At 61.8% G+C, this 21,742-nt stretch carries 17 protein-coding genes; 8 read left to right on the forward strand and 9 right to left on the reverse strand.

All coding sequences use genetic code 11. The annotated features are described in order from the left end of the window. The first annotated feature begins 44 nt into the window (after nt 1–44). The 3 genes from KW821_RS18275 to prfC all read left to right on the forward strand — a co-directional run bounded on the left by KW821_RS18275 (nt 45) and on the right by prfC (nt 5,978). The gene (locus KW821_RS18275) at nt 45–1,919 is read left to right on the forward strand and encodes a diguanylate cyclase (protein ID WP_256353560.1); all 1,875 of its coding nucleotides are present in this window, start codon (nt 45–47) and stop codon (nt 1,917–1,919) included. Between the two features lie 398 nt (nt 1,920–2,317). Then, the gene (locus KW821_RS18280; RefSeq protein WP_218292446.1) at nt 2,318–4,075 is read left to right on the forward strand and encodes a tetratricopeptide repeat-containing diguanylate cyclase; all 1,758 of its coding nucleotides are present in this window, start codon (nt 2,318–2,320) and stop codon (nt 4,073–4,075) included. Nucleotides 4,076–4,388: 313 nt separating this feature from the next. Beyond that, complete coding sequence (gene prfC, locus KW821_RS18285) at nt 4,389–5,978, forward strand: peptide chain release factor 3 (protein ID WP_126623457.1); 1,590 nt, start codon at nt 4,389–4,391, stop codon at nt 5,976–5,978. Nucleotides 5,979–6,075: 97 nt separating this feature from the next. Here prfC and KW821_RS18290 read toward each other — a convergent pair whose 3' ends face one another. The 3 genes from KW821_RS18290 to KW821_RS18300 all read right to left on the reverse strand — a co-directional run bounded on the left by KW821_RS18290 (nt 6,076) and on the right by KW821_RS18300 (nt 8,819). Continuing rightward, nucleotides 6,076–6,537 carry an acyltransferase gene (locus tag KW821_RS18290; protein WP_218292447.1) on the reverse strand — a complete coding sequence of 154 codons (462 nt, stop codon included), beginning with the start codon at nt 6,535–6,537 and terminating at the stop codon, nt 6,076–6,078. Beyond that, nucleotides 6,530–7,459: a bifunctional helix-turn-helix transcriptional regulator/GNAT family N-acetyltransferase gene (locus KW821_RS18295; RefSeq protein ID WP_218292448.1), complete on the reverse strand. Its 930-nt coding sequence runs from the start codon at nt 7,457–7,459 to the stop codon at nt 6,530–6,532. Before KW821_RS18295 ends, KW821_RS18290 begins: the two co-directional genes overlap by 8 nt. A 322-nt stretch (nt 7,460–7,781) precedes the next feature. Next, on the reverse strand, nt 7,782–8,819 hold the full coding sequence (locus tag KW821_RS18300; RefSeq protein WP_218292449.1) for an alkene reductase: 1,038 nt from the start codon (nt 8,817–8,819) through the stop codon (nt 7,782–7,784). A 179-nt stretch (nt 8,820–8,998) separates the two neighbouring features. Between KW821_RS18300 and KW821_RS18305 the strand changes: the two genes are divergently transcribed. After that, nucleotides 8,999–9,571: a TetR/AcrR family transcriptional regulator gene (locus KW821_RS18305; protein ID WP_218292450.1), complete on the forward strand. Its 573-nt coding sequence runs from the start codon at nt 8,999–9,001 to the stop codon at nt 9,569–9,571. 128 nt (nt 9,572–9,699) lie between these two features. Then, on the forward strand, nt 9,700–11,085 hold the full coding sequence (locus KW821_RS18310; RefSeq protein WP_256353561.1) for a DUF2252 domain-containing protein: 1,386 nt from the start codon (nt 9,700–9,702) through the stop codon (nt 11,083–11,085). A gap of 158 nt (nt 11,086–11,243) precedes the next feature. On the opposite strand, the gene KW821_RS18315 is transcribed toward KW821_RS18310, so the two are convergent. Together KW821_RS18315 and KW821_RS18320 are read right to left on the reverse strand one after the other, a co-directional pair. Beyond that, nucleotides 11,244–11,579, reverse strand: a complete 336-nt coding sequence (locus tag KW821_RS18315) for an endonuclease domain-containing protein (RefSeq protein WP_218292452.1) — start codon at nt 11,577–11,579, stop codon at nt 11,244–11,246. A 265-nt stretch (nt 11,580–11,844) separates the two neighbouring features. Then, on the reverse strand, nt 11,845–12,762 hold the full coding sequence (locus tag KW821_RS18320) for a LysR family transcriptional regulator (protein ID WP_218292453.1): 918 nt from the start codon (nt 12,760–12,762) through the stop codon (nt 11,845–11,847). Between the two features lie 146 nt (nt 12,763–12,908). On the opposite strand from KW821_RS18320, the gene aguA reads away from it, so the two are divergent. After that, nucleotides 12,909–14,006 (forward strand): agmatine deiminase, encoded by a 1,098-nt coding sequence (aguA, locus tag KW821_RS18325; protein WP_218292454.1) that lies wholly within the window; start codon nt 12,909–12,911, stop codon nt 14,004–14,006. 170 nt (nt 14,007–14,176) lie between these two features. Next, on the forward strand, nt 14,177–15,880 hold the full coding sequence (locus tag KW821_RS18330; RefSeq protein WP_218292455.1) for an amidase: 1,704 nt from the start codon (nt 14,177–14,179) through the stop codon (nt 15,878–15,880). Nucleotides 15,881–16,116: 236 nt separating this feature from the next. Here the strand turns inward: KW821_RS18330 and KW821_RS18335 are convergent, their stop codons facing one another. Both KW821_RS18335 and KW821_RS18340 read right to left on the reverse strand, forming a co-directional pair. Then, nucleotides 16,117–16,830 (reverse strand): hypothetical protein, encoded by a 714-nt coding sequence (locus KW821_RS18335; RefSeq protein WP_218292456.1) that lies wholly within the window; start codon nt 16,828–16,830, stop codon nt 16,117–16,119. A 113-nt stretch (nt 16,831–16,943) separates the two neighbouring features. Then, the gene (locus KW821_RS18340; RefSeq protein ID WP_218292457.1) at nt 16,944–17,399 is read right to left on the reverse strand and encodes a GNAT family N-acetyltransferase; all 456 of its coding nucleotides are present in this window, start codon (nt 17,397–17,399) and stop codon (nt 16,944–16,946) included. Between the two features lie 491 nt (nt 17,400–17,890). On the opposite strand from KW821_RS18340, the gene KW821_RS18345 reads away from it, so the two are divergent. Continuing rightward, nucleotides 17,891–18,652 carry a CphA family subclass B2 metallo-beta-lactamase gene (locus KW821_RS18345; protein ID WP_218292458.1) on the forward strand — a complete coding sequence of 254 codons (762 nt, stop codon included), beginning with the start codon at nt 17,891–17,893 and terminating at the stop codon, nt 18,650–18,652. Nucleotides 18,653–18,707: 55 nt separating this feature from the next. Here KW821_RS18345 and KW821_RS18350 read toward each other — a convergent pair whose 3' ends face one another. Continuing rightward, a complete protein-coding gene (locus KW821_RS18350) occupies nt 18,708–20,132 on the reverse strand; it encodes a DASS family sodium-coupled anion symporter (protein WP_218292459.1) in 1,425 nt (474 codons plus the stop codon). Between the two features lie 310 nt (nt 20,133–20,442). Then, nucleotides 20,443–21,693: a DEAD/DEAH box helicase gene (locus KW821_RS18355; RefSeq protein ID WP_218292460.1), complete on the reverse strand. Its 1,251-nt coding sequence runs from the start codon at nt 21,691–21,693 to the stop codon at nt 20,443–20,445. Nucleotides 21,694–21,742: the final 49 nt, after the last annotated feature.

Below are 21,742 nucleotides of genomic sequence, written 5' to 3' on the forward strand. Positions count from 1 at the left end.
ATCTGCATTGCGTCAGCGCTATCGAATGGGGAAACGGAACCGGCATGAAGATCCTGATGAACCTGATCCTGCTGCTCGGGTTGTGCGCCACCCCGGCCCAGGCGGCCCAGGCCCTGCTCGCGGAACCCGCGCTGTCCCGGGAGCTGCAGCAACTGGAGGACGATTTTCATCCCGCCAGGGAGTTTCGGGAGCGGGTCGCCAAGCTGGTAGCCCAGAGTGACAGCTACCCACCGGACGTGCAGGGGCGGATCGCCCGCCTGCAGTGCTGGGCCATGCCCGCCGAGCGGGACAGCGAATACCGGCGCATCGTGGCCTTCGCCAGCCAGGAGCTGGCCAGCGCGCGCGCCCGCAAGGACAGGATCACCGAGAGCGGCCTGCTCGCCTGCCGGGCCCTCCATCAACAGCTGCTCGGCAACATGGGCCAGGCCAGTCAGGATTACGACGACGGGCTGACCCTGGCGCGCCGGCTGGGGGATGACCGGCAGCGCGCCGATATCCTCAGCCTGCGTGGCGAGATGTACTCCTATCAGGGGGAGATGGCCGAGGGGCTGATGGAGCTGATAGATGCCCATCGGCGCTACGAGGATCTCGGGCTGGACAACAAGGGGCGGGAGGTGCTGGCCAAGATCGCCAACGCCTATCGCCGGATGGGGCTCTATGAGCGGGCGGAGGGCTACTTTCAGGAGCTGGAGCACGACTACCGCAGCCGCAACGAGCAGGAGCACCTGATCGACATCCACTCCCAGCAGGGGCTGCTCTACAGCGAGATGGGGGAATATGACAGGGCCCTGCCCCTGCTGTCCCGGGCCGAGCAGTTTTACCAGGCCCAGCATCGGGACGGGATGCTGGCCTGGAGCCAGATCGAGATGGCGACCATCTTGCTCAACCAGGGCAAGACGGCGGAGGCCATGAGCAAGCTGGAGCAGGCCTCCTCGCTGCTGAACCAGCGGGAGGGGGCCGACACCGTGACCCGGGGTCACTGGCACATAGTGATGGCCATGGTGCAGGATGCCATGGGGCAGTCGGCCAAGGCGCTGGCGCACCTGGCGCAGGCCGAGCCGATCTTCGGCAGGGAGCAGAATCTGCGCTTCCTCGCCTGGGTCCACGAGGTGCGGGCCAGGGTGCTGGAGCGGCAGGGGCGCATCAAGGAGGCGCTGGCCAGCCTCAAGCAGTTCGTGAGTGCCAATCAGGATCTCGAGCGGGTGCTGCAAGAGCAGCGCTCCTTGCAGATGCGCTTCGAATTCGATCTGGCTCGCAAGGAGCTGGAGAACCAGACCCTCAAGACCAAGCAGCTGTTGCAGGAGGAGAAGCTCAAGCAACTGCAGGAGCGACGGCAATGGCAAGCGCTGGTGGCCGGGCTGCTGGTGCTGGTGATGGCCATGCTGGTGCTCTATCAGCTCGGCCGCACCCGCAAGATGCGCCGGCTTGCCATGACGGATGAGCTCACCGGCATCCACAACCGGCGCCAGATCCAGGCCAAGGGGCGCAAATGGTTCAGCCAGGCGCGCGCGAGCGGCAAGCCGCTGTGCGTGCTGCTGCTGGACATCGACCACTTCAAGCGGGTCAACGACCGGCTGGGCCACCACGTCGGCGATCTGGTGCTGACCGCCGTGGCCCAGTGCATCGAGGATCAGCTGCGCAGCCTGGACAGGGTGGGGCGCAACGGCGGCGAGGAGTTTCTGGTGCTGCTGCCGGAGACCCGGCTCGACGAGGCGGCCGAGGTGGCGGAGCGGATCCGGCTCGAGGTCGCCCGGCTGCGGATCGAGGGGGTCCCAGAGGATCATCCGATCCGGGTCAGTATCGGCTGTGCCCAGTACCGGTCGCAGGACGACAACCTGGGGGAGCTGATCCGCCGCGCCGACGAGGCCATGTACAAGGCCAAGCAGAGCGGGCGCAACCGGGTGGTCATGGCCACCTGAGCGGTCATTGCCGTGGTGGGAGGCTATCCGGCTCGAGCGATCCCCCTCCATCACTAGTTTCCGCAGGGTGACGGTCATCACCAGAGCGGGCCTGAGCAGATGGATCCTTCGTCAGGATCCGGTCTACTCTTCTGTGGAAACTACTCATCGGTCCAGTTTCTGTCAGGTTTGCGAGATTAGCATTCGGTGTGACCAGGGTCACATTTTTGGCGGTAAGCTGTGCACCCTCTATTTAAGATCGCATCCAGGAGGCCCCCATCCAACGACAGAATCAAGGAGCGCAATTTTTGACGCGCTCGATACGTTTGTTATGTCTGTTGCTGCTCATCGCATCACCCGGATGGGGCCAAGCTACAGCCTACAACTTGCTGGAGAGGGGGCAGGATGAGATCCGCCAATTGGAAGATGATCTGCTCCCCTTCGACGAGTTCAAACGTAGGGTCGACCTGCTGGCACTGCAGAAATCAAATTATCCCGTTGCTCTGCGTGGACGCATTACCCAGTTGCAGTGCTGGGCCTATACCATCAGGGATCTCGAACGGTACGATGAGGCGATCGAGTTCGCCAGGCAGCAGCTTGAGCTGGCGCAGCATGCGGGTGATATGCAGACCAAGACGGGCCTGATGATCTGCCTGAGTTGGTATCAGCAACGGCAGGGCAAGAATGATGAGGCGCTGCGGGGCTATGAGCAGGCCTTGGAGCTTGCCACTGTACTGGGGGATGTCAGGCGGCAGGCCAAGGCCCATGGCTATTTGGGCGGCCTGCTTTCGGCTCAGGGCAACATGCTGGAGGCGATGCGCCATCTGCAGGCCTCCCTCGATCTCTATAAGTCCATCGGGCTGGAGGATCGGGACCTGCACCTGCAGGTCAGCATGGCCAACCTCTATCGCCAGTTGGGGATCTATGAGCAGGCCGAGCAGCTGTTAAAGAAACTCTCCGATATCTATCAAGCCCGTGACGAGGCGGAGTGGCTCACCACTATTCGTGTCTACCAGGGCATCCTCTACACAGAGACAAATGAAAATGGCAAGGCGATCGCCTTGCTTAGCCAGGCCGAGCAGTACTATGAGGACAAGCAGCGACCGATGGAAGTTGCCGAGGTGCGGCTGTACCGGGCCTTCGCCCTGCTCAAACGGGATCGCATCGAAGAGGCATGGGACAAGCTGCAACAGGTCAATGACAGCATCGCAGCGGGTGAGCGGCTCGAACCCATGCTGCTGGCATTACGGGATATGCTGATGGGGATCGTCTTGAACAAGAGGGGCGATCATCAGCTTGCCCTCAATCACCTCGATGCGGCTATCACTGTCCTGCAAGAGGGAGATAGCCAGAAGCAACTGGGCTACGCCTATCGAGTCAAGTCACTGGTGTTGAAGGAGATGGGCCTCTATCAGGCCAGTTTGCAGGCGCTTGAGCAGTTTATAGAGATAGATCATCGGGTGGAGGATGCGTTGCGTGATCGTCGCATCATGCAGGTGCAACTGGAGCGGGAGCTCACGCATCAGGCGATGAAAAACGAGCAACTTGAGAGCGAGCGCAAGCTGGAGCAACAGACGTCGGAGCTCTCCCGTGAACGGCGCCAGTGGCAGAGGCTGATATTGGCGCTGCTGCTGGGAGGGCTGCTGTTCTACCTGGTCAAACGGATAATCGCCCTGCGCACCCTGTCGATTACGGATGAGCTGACCAGTCTGCTCAATCGCCGCCAGATCCTGATGCAGGCGCAGATGATGCTGCAACATGCACAGCACAGCCGTGCGCCTTTCTCACTGCTGATGCTGGATATCGATCACTTCAAACGGGTCAACGATACCCTTGGCCACAACATGGGTGACGTCGTGTTGATTGAGGTAGCCCAATGCATCAGTCGTACCCTGCGGGCAGAGGATGTGGTCGGTCGCAACGGCGGGGAGGAGTTTCTGGTGTTGCTGCCCAACACCGACATGGCCGCAGCAGCCAGGGTCGCGGAGCGGATCCGTACCCAGGTGGCTGCATTGCAAATCGAAGATGTCACCAACGTCTTGGATATCCGGGTCAGTATCGGCGTTGCCCAATATCATCTGGAAGATAGCAGCCTGTCGGCCCTGGTGCATCGAGCCGATCTCGCCATGTATCAGGCCAAGCGGCAGGGACGAAACCGAGTCGTCATGGCCTCCTGAGTCAGCCTGGGGGTGGCCGGGACGCTGCGATCGCCCGGATAGAAGCGGCCTGCTCCGGCACAGTTCGTCGGCATCAAGGTGGGGGCTAAGCCGGGCTGGGTATTTTTCACTCGCGCGGGTATAATGTCGCGCAATTTTGCTTTGGCTCAGGCGAGAAAACCCATGTAACGCAACGCTCCTCCTTTTTTCCACCGGCTTGGCCAGATGCCAGCCAGCGTGGTGCTGTTGCGTGTATATGTGCCGTGAGTTGAATGCGGCAGCCCGGATTTATTCCCACGGTGGCCAAGGCCACCGCTCAATAGAAGAACGTCGAATCATGTCAGCTGAATTTCTGAGTGAAGTCTCCAAGAGACGCACCTTTGCGATCATCTCGCACCCGGATGCGGGTAAAACCACCATCACCGAGAAAGTCCTGCTGTTCGGACAGGCCATTCAGCGCGCCGGTACCGTCAAGGGCCGTGGCTCAGGCCAGCATGCCAAGTCCGACTGGATGGAGATGGAGAAGCAGCGCGGTATCTCCATCACCACCTCGGTGATGCAGTTCCCCTACAGCGAGTGTCTGGTCAACCTGCTCGATACCCCGGGTCACGAGGACTTCTCCGAAGATACCTACCGTACTCTCACAGCCGTGGATTGTTGCCTGATGGTCATCGATGCCGCCAAGGGGGTCGAAGACCGTACCCGCAAGCTGATGGAAGTCACCCGGCTGCGCGATACCCCCATCCTCACCTTCATGAACAAGATGGACCGCGAAGTGCGCGATCCCATGGAAGTCATGGACGAGGTGGAGCGCGAGCTGAAGATCATGTGTGCCCCCATCACCTGGCCCATCAGCTGCGGCAAGTCCTTCAAGGGGGTCTACCACCTCTACAAGGACGAGACCTACCTGTACCAGACCGGTCAGGGCCACACCATCCAGGAGAAGCGGGTGGTGAAGGGGTTGCACAACCCCGAGCTGGATGCCGCCATCGGTGAAGACCTGGCGGCCCAGCTGCGCGGCGAACTGGAGCTGGTGCAGGGCGCCTCCCCCGAGTTCGATCACGAGGCCTTCATCGCCGGCGAGATGACCCCGGTCTTCTTCGGTACCGCGCTCGGTAACTTCGGTGTCGACCACATGCTGGACGGCCTGACCGACTGGGCGCCGTCCCCCATGCCGCGCAAGGCCGAGAGCCGTATCGTTGCCGCCACCGAGGAGAAGTTCTCCGGCTTCGTGTTCAAGATCCAGGCGAACATGGATCCGAAACACCGTGACCGCATCGCCTTCATGCGCATCGTCTCCGGCACCTACAGCAAGGGCATGAAGATGCGCCACGTGCGCATCGGCAAGGATGTGAACATCTCCGACGCCGTCACCTTCATGGCGGGTGATCGCGAGCAGGCCGTCGAGGCCTGCGCCGGCGACATCATAGGGTTGCACAACCACGGCACCATCCAGATCGGCGACACCTTCACCCAGGGTGAGGATCTGAAGTTCACCGGCATCCCGAACTTCGCCCCCGAGCTGTTCCGCCGCATCCGCCTGCGCGACCCACTCAAGCAGAAGCAGCTGCTCAAGGGGCTGGTCCAGCTGTCCGAAGAGGGCGCGGTGCAGGTGTTCCGCCCGCTCATCAGCAACGATCTCATCGTCGGTGCGGTCGGTGTGCTGCAGTTCGATGTGGTGGTTTCGCGTCTGAAGAGCGAGTACAACGTCGAGGCCCTGTACGAGGCGGTCAACGTCTCCACCGCCCGCTGGGTGGAAGGCACAGACGTCAAGAAGTTCGAGGAGTTCAAGCGCAAGAACGAGCTTAACCTGGCGCTGGATGGCGGTGACAACCTCACCTACATAGCCCCGACCATGGTCAACCTGCGCCTGGCCCAGGAGCGTCACCCTGACGTCCAGTTCCGCCAGACCCGCGAGCACTGATACGCAGCGATGCCGTGATCACGGATAAACAAGACCCCGCCTCGGCGGGGTCTTTGCTTTATGGGGTTCTCGGGCGTCGGTCAGGGGTGCCGGGCACTCAGAAGGCGCGCAACAACCGGGCGGGATTACCGGCATAGGTGCCGGGGATCAGGATATCCCGGGTCACGACAGCCCCGGCGCCGATGACGGCACCCCGGCAGATCCGCACGGGCAGGATGGTGGCATTCGATCCTATGGCGACGCCGTCTTCGATGACAGTCCGTCCCCAGCTGGCGGGATCCGGATCGGGCGCCCCTCCCCGAAACAGATCATTGGCAAACATGACCCCGTGGCCGATGAAGCAGCGCTCGCCTATGGTGACCTGTTCGCAGATGAAGCTGTGTGACTGGATGCGTGAGCCGCGGCCAATCGACACATTGGCCTGGATCTCCACGAAGGGGCCGACGAACACATCGTCGGCCAGGGTGCAGCCGTAGAGGTTGACCGGCTCGATCAGCGTCACGCGCTCACCGAAGCTGACATCGCGGATCCCGGCGGATCGCAGTATGGGTTCATTCATGGCGGGCGCCCTGTTCCAGCGTCATCACCATGCAGATCTCGCAGGCGTCGTGGCCGGTGCAGCCGAGCGGGCCGGGCAGGTGTTCGAAGCCCAGCGACTCATAGAGCGCGGTCGCCTCCCGCAGCACCGCCGTGGTCTCCAGGTAGCAGCGCCGGTAGCCGAGGGTTCTCGCCTCAGCCTGGGCCTGCAGCACCAGCCGTCGCCCCAGTCCCAGTCCGCGCAGGGCGGGCAGGAAGTACATCTTCTGCAGCTCGCAGGTCTCGCTCTCCCCCGCCAGCGGGGCTATGCCGCCGCCGCCGAGGATGGTGCCGTCCGGCCCCTCGATGACCCAATAACGGCTGCGCTCACCCTGATAGGTTTCATGGAGAAAGTCTAGATTCGGATCCGCCACCCCATAGCCCTTGTCGGCGGTGAGGCCGTATTCGGCGGAGACGGCCCGCACCACGGCGGCGATGGCGGCATTGTCATCCGGGGTGATGGGCCGAATGTGATAACCCTGCTGGCGGCGGGCGCGGGAGAGGGCGCTGCGATAGAGGCGCAGGCCGTCCCACAGCTGTTCGCACTCGGCCTGACTGAGCTGGGCCAGGGCTTGCTCGGTGGCGCCGTCCATCTCCTGATGCAGCGCCTGCAGCTGGATCTCGCCGGCCCGGGTGAGCCGCGCCTCCTTGCTGCGCCCATCCGAGGGGTGGGGGTGCCAGTCGATGAGGCCCCGCTCGGCGAGGCGAGCCAGCGGCCGGCTGGCGTTGGACTTGTCGATGCGCAGTCGCTCGGCGAGCTGCTGGTTGGTGGCGGGGCCACTCTCCAGCTCGATCAGCAGGTGGGCTTCGAGGGGGGTCAGGGCCAGTGCGCCGCACTGCTGGGAGAGCATGCCGAGTTCGCGTACCAGCTCCCGTGACAGGGCGCGCAGGGGACGGGGATCCATGTGTCATTGTCCTTTTGGTTGTAACCAGCAACCAATATAACCAACAAGTTGTCACTGGCAACCGCTTTCTTGGGCAGGGACGCTGGCGGCCGGGCATAAAAAAAGGGCCCGGGAGGGGGCCCAAACATTGGAAACCCGCGCCGGGGCGCGGATCCCATCCTTGGTCAGAAGAAGAGCCGGTGACACCGGTTCGGCCAACGTGGCGTCGGCCGTGGTGTCACCCGCGGTTCGATTTTCTTTTTATTCCCGGCTTACACCAGCTCAGCCAGCATGGCGTCGGCCGTGGTGTCACCCGCGGTTCGATTTTCTTTATATTCCCGGCTTATACCAGCTCAGCCAGCATGGCGTCGGCATAGGGCACCAGCGGCTCGGCCTGTTTCACCCTGCTGAGGTAGTCCGGGTTGGCGATGAGCGGGCGGCCGATGGCGATGAGATCGAAGCGATCGGCCTTGATGGCTTCGGCAGCGGTCTCGGCACTATAGTTGCCGACCCCGACCAGGTGGCCATCATAGTGGGCGCGCAGGTAGTCGGAGGCGCGACCATCCAGGTAGTCGAAGGTGAGGCTGTCATCGAAGATGCCGAGGTGCACATAGGCCAGGGTGCGGTGGTTGAGCTCGGCCAGCAGATGGTCGAACACGGCGCGGTCGCGTTTGTCCCCTGCCAGATGCACATAGGCACCGGGGGAGAGGCGCAGCCCCACGCGTTCGGCGCCGATGCGGGCGCTGATCGCATCCACCACCGCCAGCGCGAAGCGACTCATGTTTTCCGGCGTGCCACCGTACTGGTCGTCGCGCAGGTTGCTCGAATGGTGGAGGAACTGATCGATGAGATAGCCGTTGGCACCGTGGATCTCGACCCCGTCGAAGCCGGCTTCGATGGCGTTGGCCGCGGCCGTGGCATAGTCCTCGACCAGCTGCTCGATCTCGGCCACCGTCAGGGCGCGCGGCACCTGATAGACCAGCTCGCGCATGCGCGGCACAGTCCCCTCATGGGCGACGGCAGACGGCGCCAGCACCTCGGCATGGTGGAAGAAGGGGTGAGAGAGGCGACCCACGTGCCACAGCTGGGCGAAGATCTTGCCACCCCTGGCATGCACGGCGCCGGTGACCTGTTTCCAGCCCTCGACCTGCTCCGGGCTGTAGAGCCCCGGGGTGTTGGGATAACCCTGTCCGTCCGGGCGTATGATGGTGGCCTCGGAGATGATGAGGCCGATGTCGGCCCGGCGCGCATAGTAGGCGGCCATCTGCTCGGTGGGCACCAGACCGGGACCGGCCATGCAGCGGGTCAGCGGGGCCATCATGAAACGGTTGGCCAGGGTCAGGGTGCCGTTGAGACGGTAAGGTTGAAACAGGGTATCCATGGTCATCGTCCTCGGGAATGATTCTTGAACGTGCATTCAAGACTCTTTTTGTTTTGCACGCAAGTATTTTTTGAGCGAATATTTAACCAGGATTGGTCTTGCCTGCCCGCTGGGGTAAACTTGCCGCCCTTTTCTACCCTCATCGCCAAGGCGCGATGAGGCCTGCCAACGGAGACCCCATGCGCATCGCCGAATTTGATCGTGACCAGGTCCTGCGACATGCCATGGAGGCATTTCGCGCCAGGGGCTATGCCAAGACCACCATGCAGGAGCTGGTGGCCGCGACCGGGCTGCACCCGGGCAGCCTCTATGCGGCCTTCGGCAACAAGCGCGGCCTGCTGCTGGCGGCGGTCGATCACTATGTGCAGGAGAAGCGCACGCTGCGCCATGCCAGCTTCGATCGACCCAGCCCGCTGGCCGGGCTGCGGCACTACTTCCAGCAGCTGGTGAACGATGCGCTGCAGGGCTCCTGCCTGGTGACCCGCGCCCTGATGGAGCTGGCGGAGCAGGACGAGGAGCTGCACCTGCGCTTCAAGGCCATCTATGCCGAGCTGGAGTCCGACCTGACGCTGATCCTGCAACGGGCGAGGGAGCAGGGGGAGCTGGCCGCGGACAGCGACATCCCGACCCTGACCGCCTTCCTGCAGATCAACATCCAGGGCCTGATCACCTTCGCCCAGTGCCGCCCCGACCGCCCCCTGCTGGACGCCGTGGTCAGCCACCTGATGGCCGCCCTGACGCCCTCCCGTTAGATCCTCTGTCGTGCCTATAGCGCCATTTTTTCTCCCGGCGCTTGCCCCAGTCGGTTCCCTCTTCCATCTTCATGTGAGGTCTGACGGCGGGGGAGAAGGATATGGTAAGGAAGGCAAGGTCCCGGGCTATGCTGGCGCATTTCACCTCGCCACGGCTCTCCATCGCGGAGCGTTTCGCCGCCGGCAAGCAGCTGCGCGAGCAGGTTCCCCGCGAATCGCATGCACTGCTGCCGGAGGTCCTGCCCGGGCGGGATCCCATCGCTGTGCTCAAGGCGCAGGCCGCCACCCGCTTGCAGAAGCTGGTGCCGGTGCGCCATGCCAGGATGCAGACCTCCCCCTTCGCCTTCCTGCGCGGCGCGGCCGCCATCATGGCGGCGGATCTCGTCGACACGCCCCGCTCCGGCCTGATGGTGCAGGCCTGCGGCGACATGCATGTCGCCAACATCGGCCTCTATGCGAGCGCCGAGCGCAATCTGGTGCTGGCCATCAACGACTTCGATGAAACCCACCTCGGCCCCTGGGAGTGGGATCTCAAGCGGCTGGCCGCCAGCGCCCTGGTGGCGGCCGAATATATCGGGGCCGATGCCGCCCGCCAGCGGGAGGCGGCCAGGATGATCGCGGCCAGCTACCGCATCAGGCTGCGGGAATACGGAAAAATGGGCTTCATGCGGGTTTGGTATGATCACATCGATCAATCCACCGTGCTCGACGCCTTCTCCAGTGATGCCCATCAGCGCATCGAGGCCACCTTCCTCAAGGCCCGTGGCCGCAACCATCTGCAGGTGCTCGGCAAGATGACCGATCTGGTGGACGATCAGCACAGGATCCGCGAGATCCACCCCTTCGTCATCCGTGAGACCCATACCGAGGACGGGGAGCCCGTCTACGAGGTGCTCGGTGAGCTGCTGGAGGCCTATTTGGATTCCCTGCCGGAGGACAGGCGCATCCTGCTGCAGCGTTACCGGGTCGTGGACGTGGCGCGCAAGGTGGTGGGGGTCGGCAGCGTGGGCACCCGCTGCTGGGTGATCCTGCTGACCGGGGCCGACGACGATGATCCGCTGTTCCTGCAGGTCAAAGAGGCGCAGCCCTCGGTGCTGGCGCCCTATTTCACCTCGGCGGACGACAGTGGCAGCCAGGGGCGGCGGGTGGTGCGGGGTCAGCGCATGATCCAGGGCTCACCGGATATCTTCCTCGGCTGGTGCGAGCTGAAGGGCCGCCACTTCTACGTGCGCCAGTTGCGGGACATGAAGGGGGGGATAGACATCAGCCCGGGGGCGGTCAAGCCGCGCCACTTCGTCGAGTATTGCCAGCTGTGCGGCTGGGCGCTGGCGCTGGCCCATGCCAAGTCGGGGGATGCGGCGCAGATCGCCGGCTACCTGGGCAAGTCGGAGGTGATGGATGAGGCCATCGCCGACTTCGCCGTGGCCTATGGGCAGCGCACCCGGGACGATCACGCCACCCTGCTGGCGGCCATCGCCCGTGGGGATCTGCCGGTGGCCAGCGAGATGCGTTGAGGCATACCGGTTGAGCCATTTTATCCTTCAATCGTATCGGCGCGGCAGTTGAGGGCCCTGTCAGGCTGGTATGCACAGTGGTTGATTGATCGTCATCGGGCTGTGTTTGCTCCCTTCTCCCCTTGCGGGAGAAGGGCTGGGGATGAGGGGTGATCCAGTCACTGCAATGAGAACCGAATAAACGCCAACACGGCATCCATCTGGCCCAGTACCTCGTTATTCCACACCCGTATCACCCGAAATCCCTCGCCATTGAGATAGGCCGTTCTGGTGTCGTCATGCCGTTGACCCTCAGGCTGATGATGCTGCGAGCCATCGACCTCGATCACCAGCCGTTGTTCCACACAGACGAAGTCCACTATGTAGGGGCCTATCGGTAACTGACGGCGGAATTTGAGACCCATCAACCGGCGATTGCGCAACTGAAACCAGAGTCGCTGCTCTGCCAGCGTAGCCTCGGCTCTCAGTCGCTTGGCAAAGGGATGGGTCTTCATGGGATTGATCCAGCGCTGTTTGACTCACTAGGTATAAGCCTGTTCTTCGCCGTTCTCCCTCACCCTAGCCCTCTCCCGGAGGGAGAGGGAACCGATCGAGGTAGAGTTTGGATCGAGCTCCATCATGAGGCTAGTCGGTTTGCTGGTTATCCACGCTCGCACAGTTGGCGACGCATCGCTCCCTTCTCCCCTTGCGGGAGAAGGGCTGGGGATGAGGGGGCGGTATCAAGATTAGTGCTACCTAAGCCAGACATCACTCGTTCCGCTAGTTCGGCTCCTGGCTCACCAGCTCCTTCATCAAATCTTTCAGCCATAAAAGAGCAGGCTGCTGGGCATGGACCGGATGCCAGACGCAGTTGAGGTGGTAATCGGGCACCGCCTCGGGCAGCGGCAGGCTCTTCAGCGGCCAGTGGCGGGCCAGCAGCTCGGCCACCATGCTGGGCAGCACCAGCAGGTGGTCGCTCTGGCTGACGATGGCGGCGGCGGACATATAGCTCTGGCTGTTGACCGAGATGGTGCGACTAAAGCCCAGGGTCTGCAAGAATCTGTCCAGGCTCGCCTCCGAGGTGCCGAGTGGCGAGTGGAACACATGGGGCATCTCTATCAGCTGTTGCAGCGTGATCCGCTCCTCGGGAAGCGCCATGCTGGCGCGCACCAGCCCGGCCAGCGGCTCGGTCAGCCAGGTCTCCTTGCCGAGATAGCCCGGCACCTGCATGTACTCATCGAACCCCAGCACCAGATCGATCTCGCCGCTGGCGAGCTCCGCCTCCGGCAGGCTGTCGCGCAGGATGCGGATCTCTATGGTGACCCCGGGAGCCAGATCCTTGAGGCGCTGGATCAGCGGCGGGATCAGCACGCACTCCACGTAGTCGGTGGTGCAGAGCACGAAGCGCCGCCTGGAGTGCAGCGGCTCGAATTCCTCCTCTTCGCTTAGATGTTGTTCCAGCAGCCGCAACGCCTGCTGCACCCCCAGGTGCAGCCGCTGGGCGCGGGGGGTCGGCAGCATCCCCTGCGGGGTGCGCACCAGCAGCGGATCCCCGAAGAAGGTGCGCAGCCGGCCGAGGGCGTGGCTCATGGCAGGCTGACTGATAAACAGCGATTCGGCGGCGCGGGTGACGCTGCCCTCCGTCATCAGGCTGTCAAAGGCGAGCAGCAGATTGAGGTCGAGCTGGTGCAGTTTCATGGGGGGATTATTCGCCGTGCTTATGGGACAATCCATCCTATTCATTTGATGGATGGGAGCGCAACTTCTTACACTGCGTCCCACTCTTATTTTTTCAAGGTTCCCGGGTAAATTGGGGGGCCTCAATCCATGCAAGGAGCCTTGCGATGAGCATCAAGACCATGAACACCACTCCGGCCGCCGACGGCTTCACCATGCCCGCCGAGTGGGCGCACCAGCAGGCCGTCTGGATGATCTGGCCGTTTCGCCCGGACAACTGGCGGGTAGCCGGTCGCTTCGCCCAACAGACCTTCGCCAAGGTGGCCGACGCCATAGGTGGTGCGACGCCGGTCTTTATGGGGGTGCCCGCCGAGTTTATGGCGCAGGCCCGCGCCATCATGCCCGCCCACGTCACCCTGGTCGAAATGGCCAGCGATGACTGCTGGGCCCGTGACAGCGGCCCGACCGTGGTCACCAACCGCGCAGGCGAGTGCCGCGGGGTGGATTGGGGCTTCAACGCCTGGGGCGGCCTCAATGGCGGTCTCTACCATCCGTGGAACCAGGACGAAGAAGTGGCCGCCAAGATGCTGAGCCAGCACGGCATGGCGCGCTACGATGCGCCGCTCATCCTGGAAGGGGGCTCCATCCACGTCGATGGCGAAGGCACCTGCATGACCACCGCCGAGTGCCTGCTCAACGCGAACCGCAACCCGCACCTTTCCAAGGAGCAGATCGAAGCCTTGCTGCGCGACTATCTCGGCGTGCAGAGCTTCATCTGGCTGGACGAGGGTGTCTACATGGACGAGACCGACGGCCATATCGACAACATGTGCTGCTTCGTGCGCCCGGGCGAAGTGGCCCTGCACTGGACCGACGACGAGAACGACCCGCAATATGCCCGCTCCCAGGCCGCCTTCAAGGTGCTGAGCGAGACTCGGGACGCCAAGGGTCGTGAGCTGAAGATCTGGAAGCTGCCCCAGCCGGGCCCGCTGTTCTGCACCCAGGAAGAGTCCGCCGGTGTTGAGAGCGGCAGCGGTGTGCCGCGCGAGGCCGAGGGTCGTCTGGCCGGTTCCTACGTGAACTTCCTGATCACCAACGATCGCATCGTCTACCCGCTGCTGGATGCCGCCACCGATGGGCAGGCCCAGCAGATTTTGGAAGAGATCTTCCCGCAGCATCAGGTTGTCGGCGTGCCCGCCCGCGAGATCCTGCTGGGCGGTGGCAATATCCACTGCATTACCCAACAGATCCCCTCTGGCAAGTAATCCGCAGGGACAACAGATCGTCAAAACCCCACGCTGGTGGGGTTTTATCTCTTGATGGCGTGGTGGTCGAAGGCGCTGAATGCGGCGGCCACCATCACAAGCAATCATCTGCGATATGTCCGCTTTGCGGCAGATATCGGACAGCGTCACCCTTTTACAGGAGATCCAGCATGATCGAAGTGACCGAGGTTTCCATCGCCGAGCTGCGCCACGCGCTCGAAGCCGGCCGCACCACGGCGGTCGAACTGGTCAAGGCCTATCTGGCCCGTATCCATGCCTACAACGGCCCCGAGACGCAGACCAAACTCAATGCGGTCGTGGTGCACAATCCCGATGCGCTGAAAGAGGCGCAAGATTCCGACGCCCGCCGTGCCCGTGGCGAAACCCTGGGCCCGCTGGACGGCATTCCCTACACCGCCAAGGACAGCTATCTGGTCAAGGGGCTGACCGCCGCCTCCGGCAGCCCGGCGTTCAAGGGTCTGGTCGCCCAGCGCGATGCGTTCACCGTCGAACGGCTGCGGGCCGCCGGCGCCATCTGCCTGGGCAAGACCAACATGCCGCCCATGGCCAATGGCGGCATGCAGCGCGGCGTCTATGGCCGTGCGGAGAGCCCCTACAACGCGGACTACCTGACTGCGCCCTTTGCCTCCGGCTCCTCCAACGGCGCCGGCACCGCCACTGCGGCCAGCTTCTCCGCCTTCGGTCTGGCCGAGGAGACCTGGTCGAGCGGTCGTGGGCCGGCTTCCAACAACGGTCTGTGTGCCTACACCCCGTCCCGCGGCGTGATCTCGGTACGTGGCAACTGGCCGCTGACCCCGACCATGGACGTGGTGGTGCCCTACGCCCGCACCATGGCCGATTTGCTGGAAGTGCTCGATGTGGTGGTCGCCGACGATGCCGACACCCGTGGCGATCTCTGGCGGATGCAGCCCTGGGTCAAGATCCCCAAGGCTTCCGAGGTTCGCCCGGCCTCCTACCTTGAGCTCGGATCCCAGGCTGACAGCCTCAAGGGCAAGCGCCTCGGCGTGCCGCGCATGTTTATCAACAAGGATGAACTGGCTGGCACCAGCGAGAACCCCGGCATCGGCGGCCCGACTGGCCAGCGTATCCATACCCGCCCCTCGGTGATCGCGCTCTGGGAACAGGCCCGTCAGGCGCTGGAAGCCGCTGGCGCGGAAGTCATCGAAGTGGACTTCCCGCTGGTCTCCAACTGTGAAGGGGACAGACCCGGCGCGCCGACCGTGTTCAACCGCGGCATAGTTAGCCCTGAGTTCCTCAACGACGAGCTGTGGGAGCTGTCCGGCTGGGCCTTCGACGACTTCCTGCGCGCCAACGGCGATCCCAAGCTTAAGCAATTGGCCGACGTGGATGGCCCCAAGATCTTCCCCCACGATCCGGGCACCTTGCCGAACCGCGAGGGAGATCTGGCTGCCGGCATGGACGAGTACGTCAAGATGGCCAAGCGCGGCCTCAAGCCGTGGAATGAGATCGCCACAGTGCCGGACGGCCTGCGCGGCCTGGAGCAGACCCGCAAGCTGGATCTGGAAGAGTGGATGGACGAGCTCAGGCTCGACGCCGTGCTCTTCCCCACCGTCGCCGACGTGGGCCCTGCTGACGCGGACGTGAATCCGGCCTCCGCCGACATCGCTTGGAGCAACGGCGTCTGGGTCGCCAACGGCAACCTCGCCATTCGCCATCTCGGCGTGCCGACCGTCACAGTCCCCATGGGGGTGATGGCCGATATCGGCATGCCGGTGGGCCTGACCTTCGCCGGTCGCGCCTATGACGACAATAACCTGCTGCGCGTCGCCTCGGCCTTCGAGTCCACCGGCAGCAAGCGCAAGGTGCCGCCGCGCACGCCGCCGTTGGGATGATTGCCGTTGGGGCTAAATAGCTCGGGTTAGTCCGGTGATAAAACAAAACCACCTGCCATGCAGGTGGTTTTTTAATTCCATCCACGGCATTATCCAACAGATATCATTTGGTAAGTAATCCGGTTTCTTGATAAATAAAAATTGCTACGAGAGACTTTTATAGGTGTTGATAGTCAATGCTATTATTAGAAATGTATTGTCGTATGATAAAGACATTTTAAATTTAAGTTGGATATTTACTCAATGCCATATGTAAAACCAATGGCGTCTATTTGTGAAAGTCCATTATTTATCATCTCGTCATTGATCTCGCTTGTGGATATAGGTTCTCCATTTCTGGCGTAGGGGAATAAGATATTTATTTGAGCGACAAAGTGTCCAATATTTTTTATATGGGTAATAATGTCACTAGACATGAAAAGTAACTCTTCATTTCTATTGTTATCTTCGTGAACATCCATTAGTCGAGCTCGAATAACTTGTAGTTCCGCAAGAATGTTGGCCATGTACATAGCATCAGATTGGCTTGCTACGGCAATACAACGTTGAAATGTTGAACCTACCCACTCAGGGATTTCATAAAACTCACCGCTTATATATAGTAAGTACGGATCGCTGGAGGGGGAATCTCTTTTCTCGTAGGCCTCCTTAAGAAGGCTCGCAGAGTGTTTGCAAAAGTATATTAGCTGAGATAGTGCCTCTGGCAGAAGAGCTTTGGCAGCTAAAAGGTCTCTTTCTCTTCTTTGATTCTCTGAGTACATAGTGGCGGTAAGGGCAATTATACTAGCCAGAAGGGCTATCATTGCTGCATTAAAAGTCTGCCATGTGTTCCAGATACTCTGTACATAATTCCAATCTAAATTGCTGATGTAAAATGGATAAGCTACCATGGAGATTAAATATAATGTAAACAGAGAGGATATTAGAAGAATTAAATGTTTATTAAACACTGTCACATCCTTTTTTTATTGGCGGTGTAGGTATATGGCGAATATATGGGGCAATGGCGGTGACACCCAAACGAATTATGTTTAGCATGCTCTGGCTGTTCTCCTTGTCGTTTTTATACGGGTAGCCGAGACTTAAGTGAAATGCGCATGACCTTATGATCTGGCTCACTCTCAATATCAACTTCAGACCAACCCAATGATTGATAAAGTTTCGGTACATTCGTATAAACATATAGATAGTCTTGTGACGATTCCAATGTCTGTGACACACCGGCATTAATGAGTTGACTGGCAATGCCTTTGTTTCGATGTTCTACGCTAACAAAAACGGCATTGACCCATATTACTTCACCGTTACGATGAGGCTCCTTGAAACGAGAATAAGCTAAACCACCGATCACAACATCATCCACTACTGCAACAAGAACAGGCGGTAAGTTCGCGTTTTTTGTGTAAGCATCACAAAGCCGAAAGTCTGACCACTCGGATTGAAACAACTGATCTAGTTGCGCTAAATAGGGAGAGTTTTCTTCGCAATGAAGCAGTTCAATTCTATGTAGGTTTGTCATATCTCTCCAAAGGGCCGTCGGTTCGAATAGCGAAGCCTATTCGGACGATCGCGATAAGGGGTAGCCAGAAGCCCGTTGGTATCCAAGGTTTCCTGCTTATCTTGCCATCACGTCGTTCGCGGTAAACGGACGATTAGGCTGCGCTAATCGTCCCTACATTACTGGGCTTATTGTGTTACCGCCACCCTCATCCCAACCCTTCTCCCCTTGTGCATGACAAGAAGCGGGAGAAGGGATCGAATGGTGTGCTCGCCGCTCTCGATGCCGTGGCCGCCGGGCTCGGGAATGGCAGATTCCATCCCCTCTCCCTCGGGGGAGGGCAAGGGTGAGGGGAGGGGAGCCAGTCACTCATTCATCGCCGATGTTTACCGACTTCACCCAGACTTCACACGGGCTCATGTTCCCCTCACAAAGCCCCGTTATCTTCTGGCTCCAGTTCAATGGCCCGGCTTGCCACAGTGTGGCGACTGGCGCAGAGGGAGAGAGAACATATGAAAGCGTGGATCAAGGTTGGGTTGGCCGCTTCCCTGGTGCTGGCGGCGAGTGTCTGGGGTGGTAGCGTGCGGGCGGGGGAGATGGCCCTCAAGCAGGTGAGCGGCCCCGTCTATGTGGTGGAGGATGACTACTACCTCAGGGAGAACTCCATGGTGTACTTCGGCGTCGAGGGGGTGACTGTGGTGGGGGCGACCTGGACGCCGGATACCGCCCGCGAGCTGCACAAGCTGATCAAGAAGATCAGTCGCCAGCCGGTGCTGGAGGTGATCAACACCAACTACCACACCGATCGGGCCGGCGGTAACGCCTACTGGAAGTCCATCGGCGCCAAGGTGGTCTCGACCCGCCAGACCCGGGATCTGATGCAGAGCGACTGGCAGACCATAGTCAACTTCACCCGCAAGGGGCTGCCGGACTACCCGGACCTGCCGCTGGTACTGCCGAACGAGGTGCACGACGGTGACTTCAGCCTGCAAGATGGCAAGGTGCGCGCCTTCTACCTGGGCCCGGCCCATACCCCGGACGGCATCTTCGTCTACTTCCCCGACGAGCAGGTGCTCTATGGCAACTGCATCCTCAAGGAGAAACTGGGCAACCTCGCCTTCGCCGATCTGCAGGCCTATCCGCAGACCCTGGCGCGGCTCAAGGCGATGAAACTGCCGCTCAAGACGATAGTGGGTGGTCACGACTCGCCGCTGCACGGGCCCGAGCTTATCGATCACTATCAGGCCTTGCTGGCCGAGGCGCCCCGTTCCTGACGGGCCCTTATCCTGTTCGCTAATAGCAGAGGGCCCGTATCGGGCCCTCATGCATTCAGATCAGGAGCGGCCACCAGAGCAGGCCAATGGCCATCACCACGGCGAAGCCTGCCAGGGCGATCACCAGGCCGATACGCATCCACTCGCCGCTGGTGTGATAGCCCATGCCGAGCAGCAGGGGGATGCGGGCATGGGAGTAGGTGGCCAAGTTGCAGCCCACATTGGTGATGGCTGCGATGCTGAAGATGGCCATCTCCTTGGGCACGCCGACCGCCAGCAGGGCGCCGGTGATGACCGGAGCCAGCGCCACCACCTTGGCGGTGCCGGAGGCGAAGGCGTAGGAGGTGAAGAGGTAGAGCCCCATCACCACCAGTAGCATGGACATGGTGCCAAAGCCGCCGAGGGTGCTGTGCATGAACTGGGAGAGTGCGTTCCCCAGCCAGTCTGTGAAGCCGACCTGCTTGAGGTTGTCGGCCATCCCCATCAACACGCTGAACCAGATCAGGGTATCAAAGGCTGCGCTGTTGCCCTTGACGTCGTTCCAGGTCAGCACGCCGAGCAGCAGCAGGGCGGCTAGGCCGAGAAAGGCGACCGTGGTGGCATCCAGCCCCAGGTTGTTACCGCCGATCCAGAGCACCACCAAACCGACAAACACGCCAAGCAGGCTCTTCTCGTGCCGTGACAGGGGGCCCATCTTGGCCAGCTCGGTTCGGGCGAAGCGGGGAACGTCTGGGGTCTTTCTGGTCTCTGGCCGGATCACCAGATAGAGCACCAGCGGAATGATCAGCAGCAGACCTATGGCCGGTGGCAGCAGATAGAGTGCCCATTCGCGAAAACCGACGGCAAGGCCCGCCACGCTGGCGGCGATGCCAACCAGCGCCAGATTGCCCGCAAAGCCGGTGCTGAAGGCGACGGCGGAGGCATCGTTCATGGCGCTGACGCTGGAGAGCAGGAACTGGCCCAGCTTGCGATCCTGCTGGTTGATGGTTTTGGCCAGGGAGTCGGCAATGGGCGCCACTATGGCGGCCCGCGCCGTGTTGCTCGGCGTGGCGGGGGCCAGGATAAAGTCAGCGACGGCCAGGCAGTAGGCCGAGCGCAGGGTGGATTGCCCGAAGCGGCTCAGCAGCAACAGCGCGATCCGCTTGCCGAGCCCGGTCTTGGCAAAGGCGCTGGCAATCATGAAGGCGATGACGATGAGCCAGATCAGCGGGTGGTTGAAATCGACCAGCGCGCCCTCGATGGCCGCCTTGGGTGTGACTTCGCCACCCGCATGGAGCACGGCATAGAGGGCGAGGGAGACGATGGCGATATAACCGGTGGGGGCGATGTTGGTGACGATGACAAGGATGGTGGCGATAAACAGGATGGCGGTGTGGTAGGCCGCCGGTGCGAGTCCTGCCGGGGTAGGCAGTGACCAGCAGAGCGTCGCCAGCAGCACGATACAGAATGCCGCTAGCTGGGGTAGTGTGGGTCTTTTCATGGGGAAGCCCTCGTTCTGAATATCAATGGGAGACGGCTGGAGCCGTTCTGCCAGCCCACTATAGGAGGTGTGACCAGTGCAATCCGGGAACTCACCAGTGGTTTTTGACAAAAAGATCAGTAGGATCGCCACAACCTTACCCGCCATTCAGCAACGGGAAAGCATTGGGCTGAGGGCTGAGGGCTGAGGGCGTTACGCTTCTGCGGTGATGGCTGCCCCATGCTCCCGTGTGGGAGCAGAGGGGCGGTTCTATGGGAGGGGGGAGGCCGTCTTTGGCCGAGATGGGTGGGCTTGAAACCAGATGTGGGGCTTAACGCTTGCCCTTGCCACTCTTGGTGCCCAGGGCCTGTTTTCTGGCGCGCTGCTTCTGGGCCGCCTTGCTGTTGCGGCGCGGCTCGGGTTCCGAGCGGGTGAGATCCGGTTCGAAGCCGGGGAACCACTGCTGGGGCAATCGGCTGTCGAGCACGGCCTCAACCTTCTCCAAGAGTGGCGCATCCTCAGAGCTGAACAAGGTGATGGCGAGCCCCTTGTTGCCGGCGCGACCGGTGCGGCCGATGCGGTGCACGTAATCCTCCGGCTGATGTGGAAACTCCAGGTTGATCACATAGTTCAGCTCCTGGATATCCAGCCCGCGGGCGGCCACGTCGGTGGCGACCAGGGCCTGCAGGCTGCCCGCCTTGAACTCCTGCAACACCTTCTCCCGCGCCCCCTGGGAGAGATCCCCATGGAAGGCGAGGGCGTTGATGCCAGCCTTGCCGAGCCGCTGGGCCAGCTGATCGGCCCCCTGGCGGGTGCGGCTGAAGATCAGCGCCGGCGCCCAGCCCTTCACCTTGAGCAGGTGCTCCACCAGTGCCAGCTTGCGATCGCCGTCCACCGCATAGATCCGCTGCTCCACCTCCGCCGCCGTGGTGTTGCGCGGCGCGACTTCGATCAACTCGGGGTCACGCAGCAGCACACGGCTCAGGGCAAACAGGTTGTCATCGCAGGTGGCGGAGAACAGCAGGGTCTGGCGATCGGTGGGGATCTGCTTTAGCAGCGCCTTGATCTCGTCCATAAAGCCCATGTCGAGCATCCTGTCCGCCTCGTCGAACACCAGATGGCCGAGCCGGGACAGGCTCAGAGCCCCCTGGCGCAGATGATCGAGCAGCCTGCCCGGGGTGGCGATCAGCAGATCCACCCCGTTCTTTAGCGCCTCCACCTGGGCCGCAATGCTGACACCGCCGTAGACCAGGGCGCTGGTGAGACCTGTGTCCTGGCCATAGCGCAGCACGCTCTCGTGTACCTGCACCGCCAGCTCGCGGGTCGGCACCAGCACCAGGGCGCGGATCGGTCTGCCCTCATCGGCCTCCCTCGGCGCGGTCAGCAACTGCTGCAGGATGGGCAGCACGAAGGCGGCGGTCTTGCCGGTGCCGGTCTGGGCGCCGGCCATCAGATCGCGCCCGGCCAGAACGACCGGGATGGCGCTGGCCTGAATGGGGGTCGGCGTCTCGTAACCCAGCTCGCTCAGGGTCTGCAGCAGGCGAGGGGAGAGGGCCAATTCGGTGAAGGAGGCTAGGGACATAGGGGCACCAGTATGGGGTCGTCGCGGCCGGGACCGTGACGGAAACAGG

This window comes from Aeromonas sp. sif2416 (assembly GCF_019218665.1).
Lineage (GTDB): Bacteria > Pseudomonadota > Gammaproteobacteria > Enterobacterales > Aeromonadaceae > Aeromonas > Aeromonas encheleia.

What these genes read in the sequence shown, in the direction of transcription:
- KW821_RS18345 (WP_218292458.1), top strand. Translation starts at nt 17,891, where the DNA reads ATGAAAGCGTGGATCAAGGTTGGGTTGGCCGCTTCCCTGGTGCTGGCG.
- KW821_RS18290 (WP_218292447.1), bottom strand. Translation starts at nt 6,537, where the DNA reads ATGAATGAACCCATACTGCGATCCGCCGGGATCCGCGATGTCAGCTTC.
- KW821_RS18340 (WP_218292457.1), bottom strand. Translation starts at nt 17,399, where the DNA reads ATGACAAACCTACATAGAATTGAACTGCTTCATTGCGAAGAAAACTCT.
- KW821_RS18295 (WP_218292448.1), bottom strand. Translation starts at nt 7,459, where the DNA reads ATGGATCCCCGTCCCCTGCGCGCCCTGTCACGGGAGCTGGTACGCGAA.
- KW821_RS18275 (WP_256353560.1), top strand. Translation starts at nt 45, where the DNA reads ATGAAGATCCTGATGAACCTGATCCTGCTGCTCGGGTTGTGCGCCACC.
- KW821_RS18315 (WP_218292452.1), bottom strand. Translation starts at nt 11,579, where the DNA reads ATGAAGACCCATCCCTTTGCCAAGCGACTGAGAGCCGAGGCTACGCTG.
- KW821_RS18330 (WP_218292455.1), top strand. Translation starts at nt 14,177, where the DNA reads ATGATCGAAGTGACCGAGGTTTCCATCGCCGAGCTGCGCCACGCGCTC.
- KW821_RS18310 (WP_256353561.1), top strand. Translation starts at nt 9,700, where the DNA reads ATGCTGGCGCATTTCACCTCGCCACGGCTCTCCATCGCGGAGCGTTTC.
- KW821_RS18320 (WP_218292453.1), bottom strand. Translation starts at nt 12,762, where the DNA reads ATGAAACTGCACCAGCTCGACCTCAATCTGCTGCTCGCCTTTGACAGC.
- KW821_RS18300 (WP_218292449.1), bottom strand. Translation starts at nt 8,819, where the DNA reads ATGGATACCCTGTTTCAACCTTACCGTCTCAACGGCACCCTGACCCTG.
- KW821_RS18355 (WP_218292460.1), bottom strand. Translation starts at nt 21,693, where the DNA reads ATGTCCCTAGCCTCCTTCACCGAATTGGCCCTCTCCCCTCGCCTGCTG.
- KW821_RS18305 (WP_218292450.1), top strand. Translation starts at nt 8,999, where the DNA reads ATGCGCATCGCCGAATTTGATCGTGACCAGGTCCTGCGACATGCCATG.
- aguA (WP_218292454.1), top strand. Translation starts at nt 12,909, where the DNA reads ATGAGCATCAAGACCATGAACACCACTCCGGCCGCCGACGGCTTCACC.
- KW821_RS18350 (WP_218292459.1), bottom strand. Translation starts at nt 20,132, where the DNA reads ATGAAAAGACCCACACTACCCCAGCTAGCGGCATTCTGTATCGTGCTG.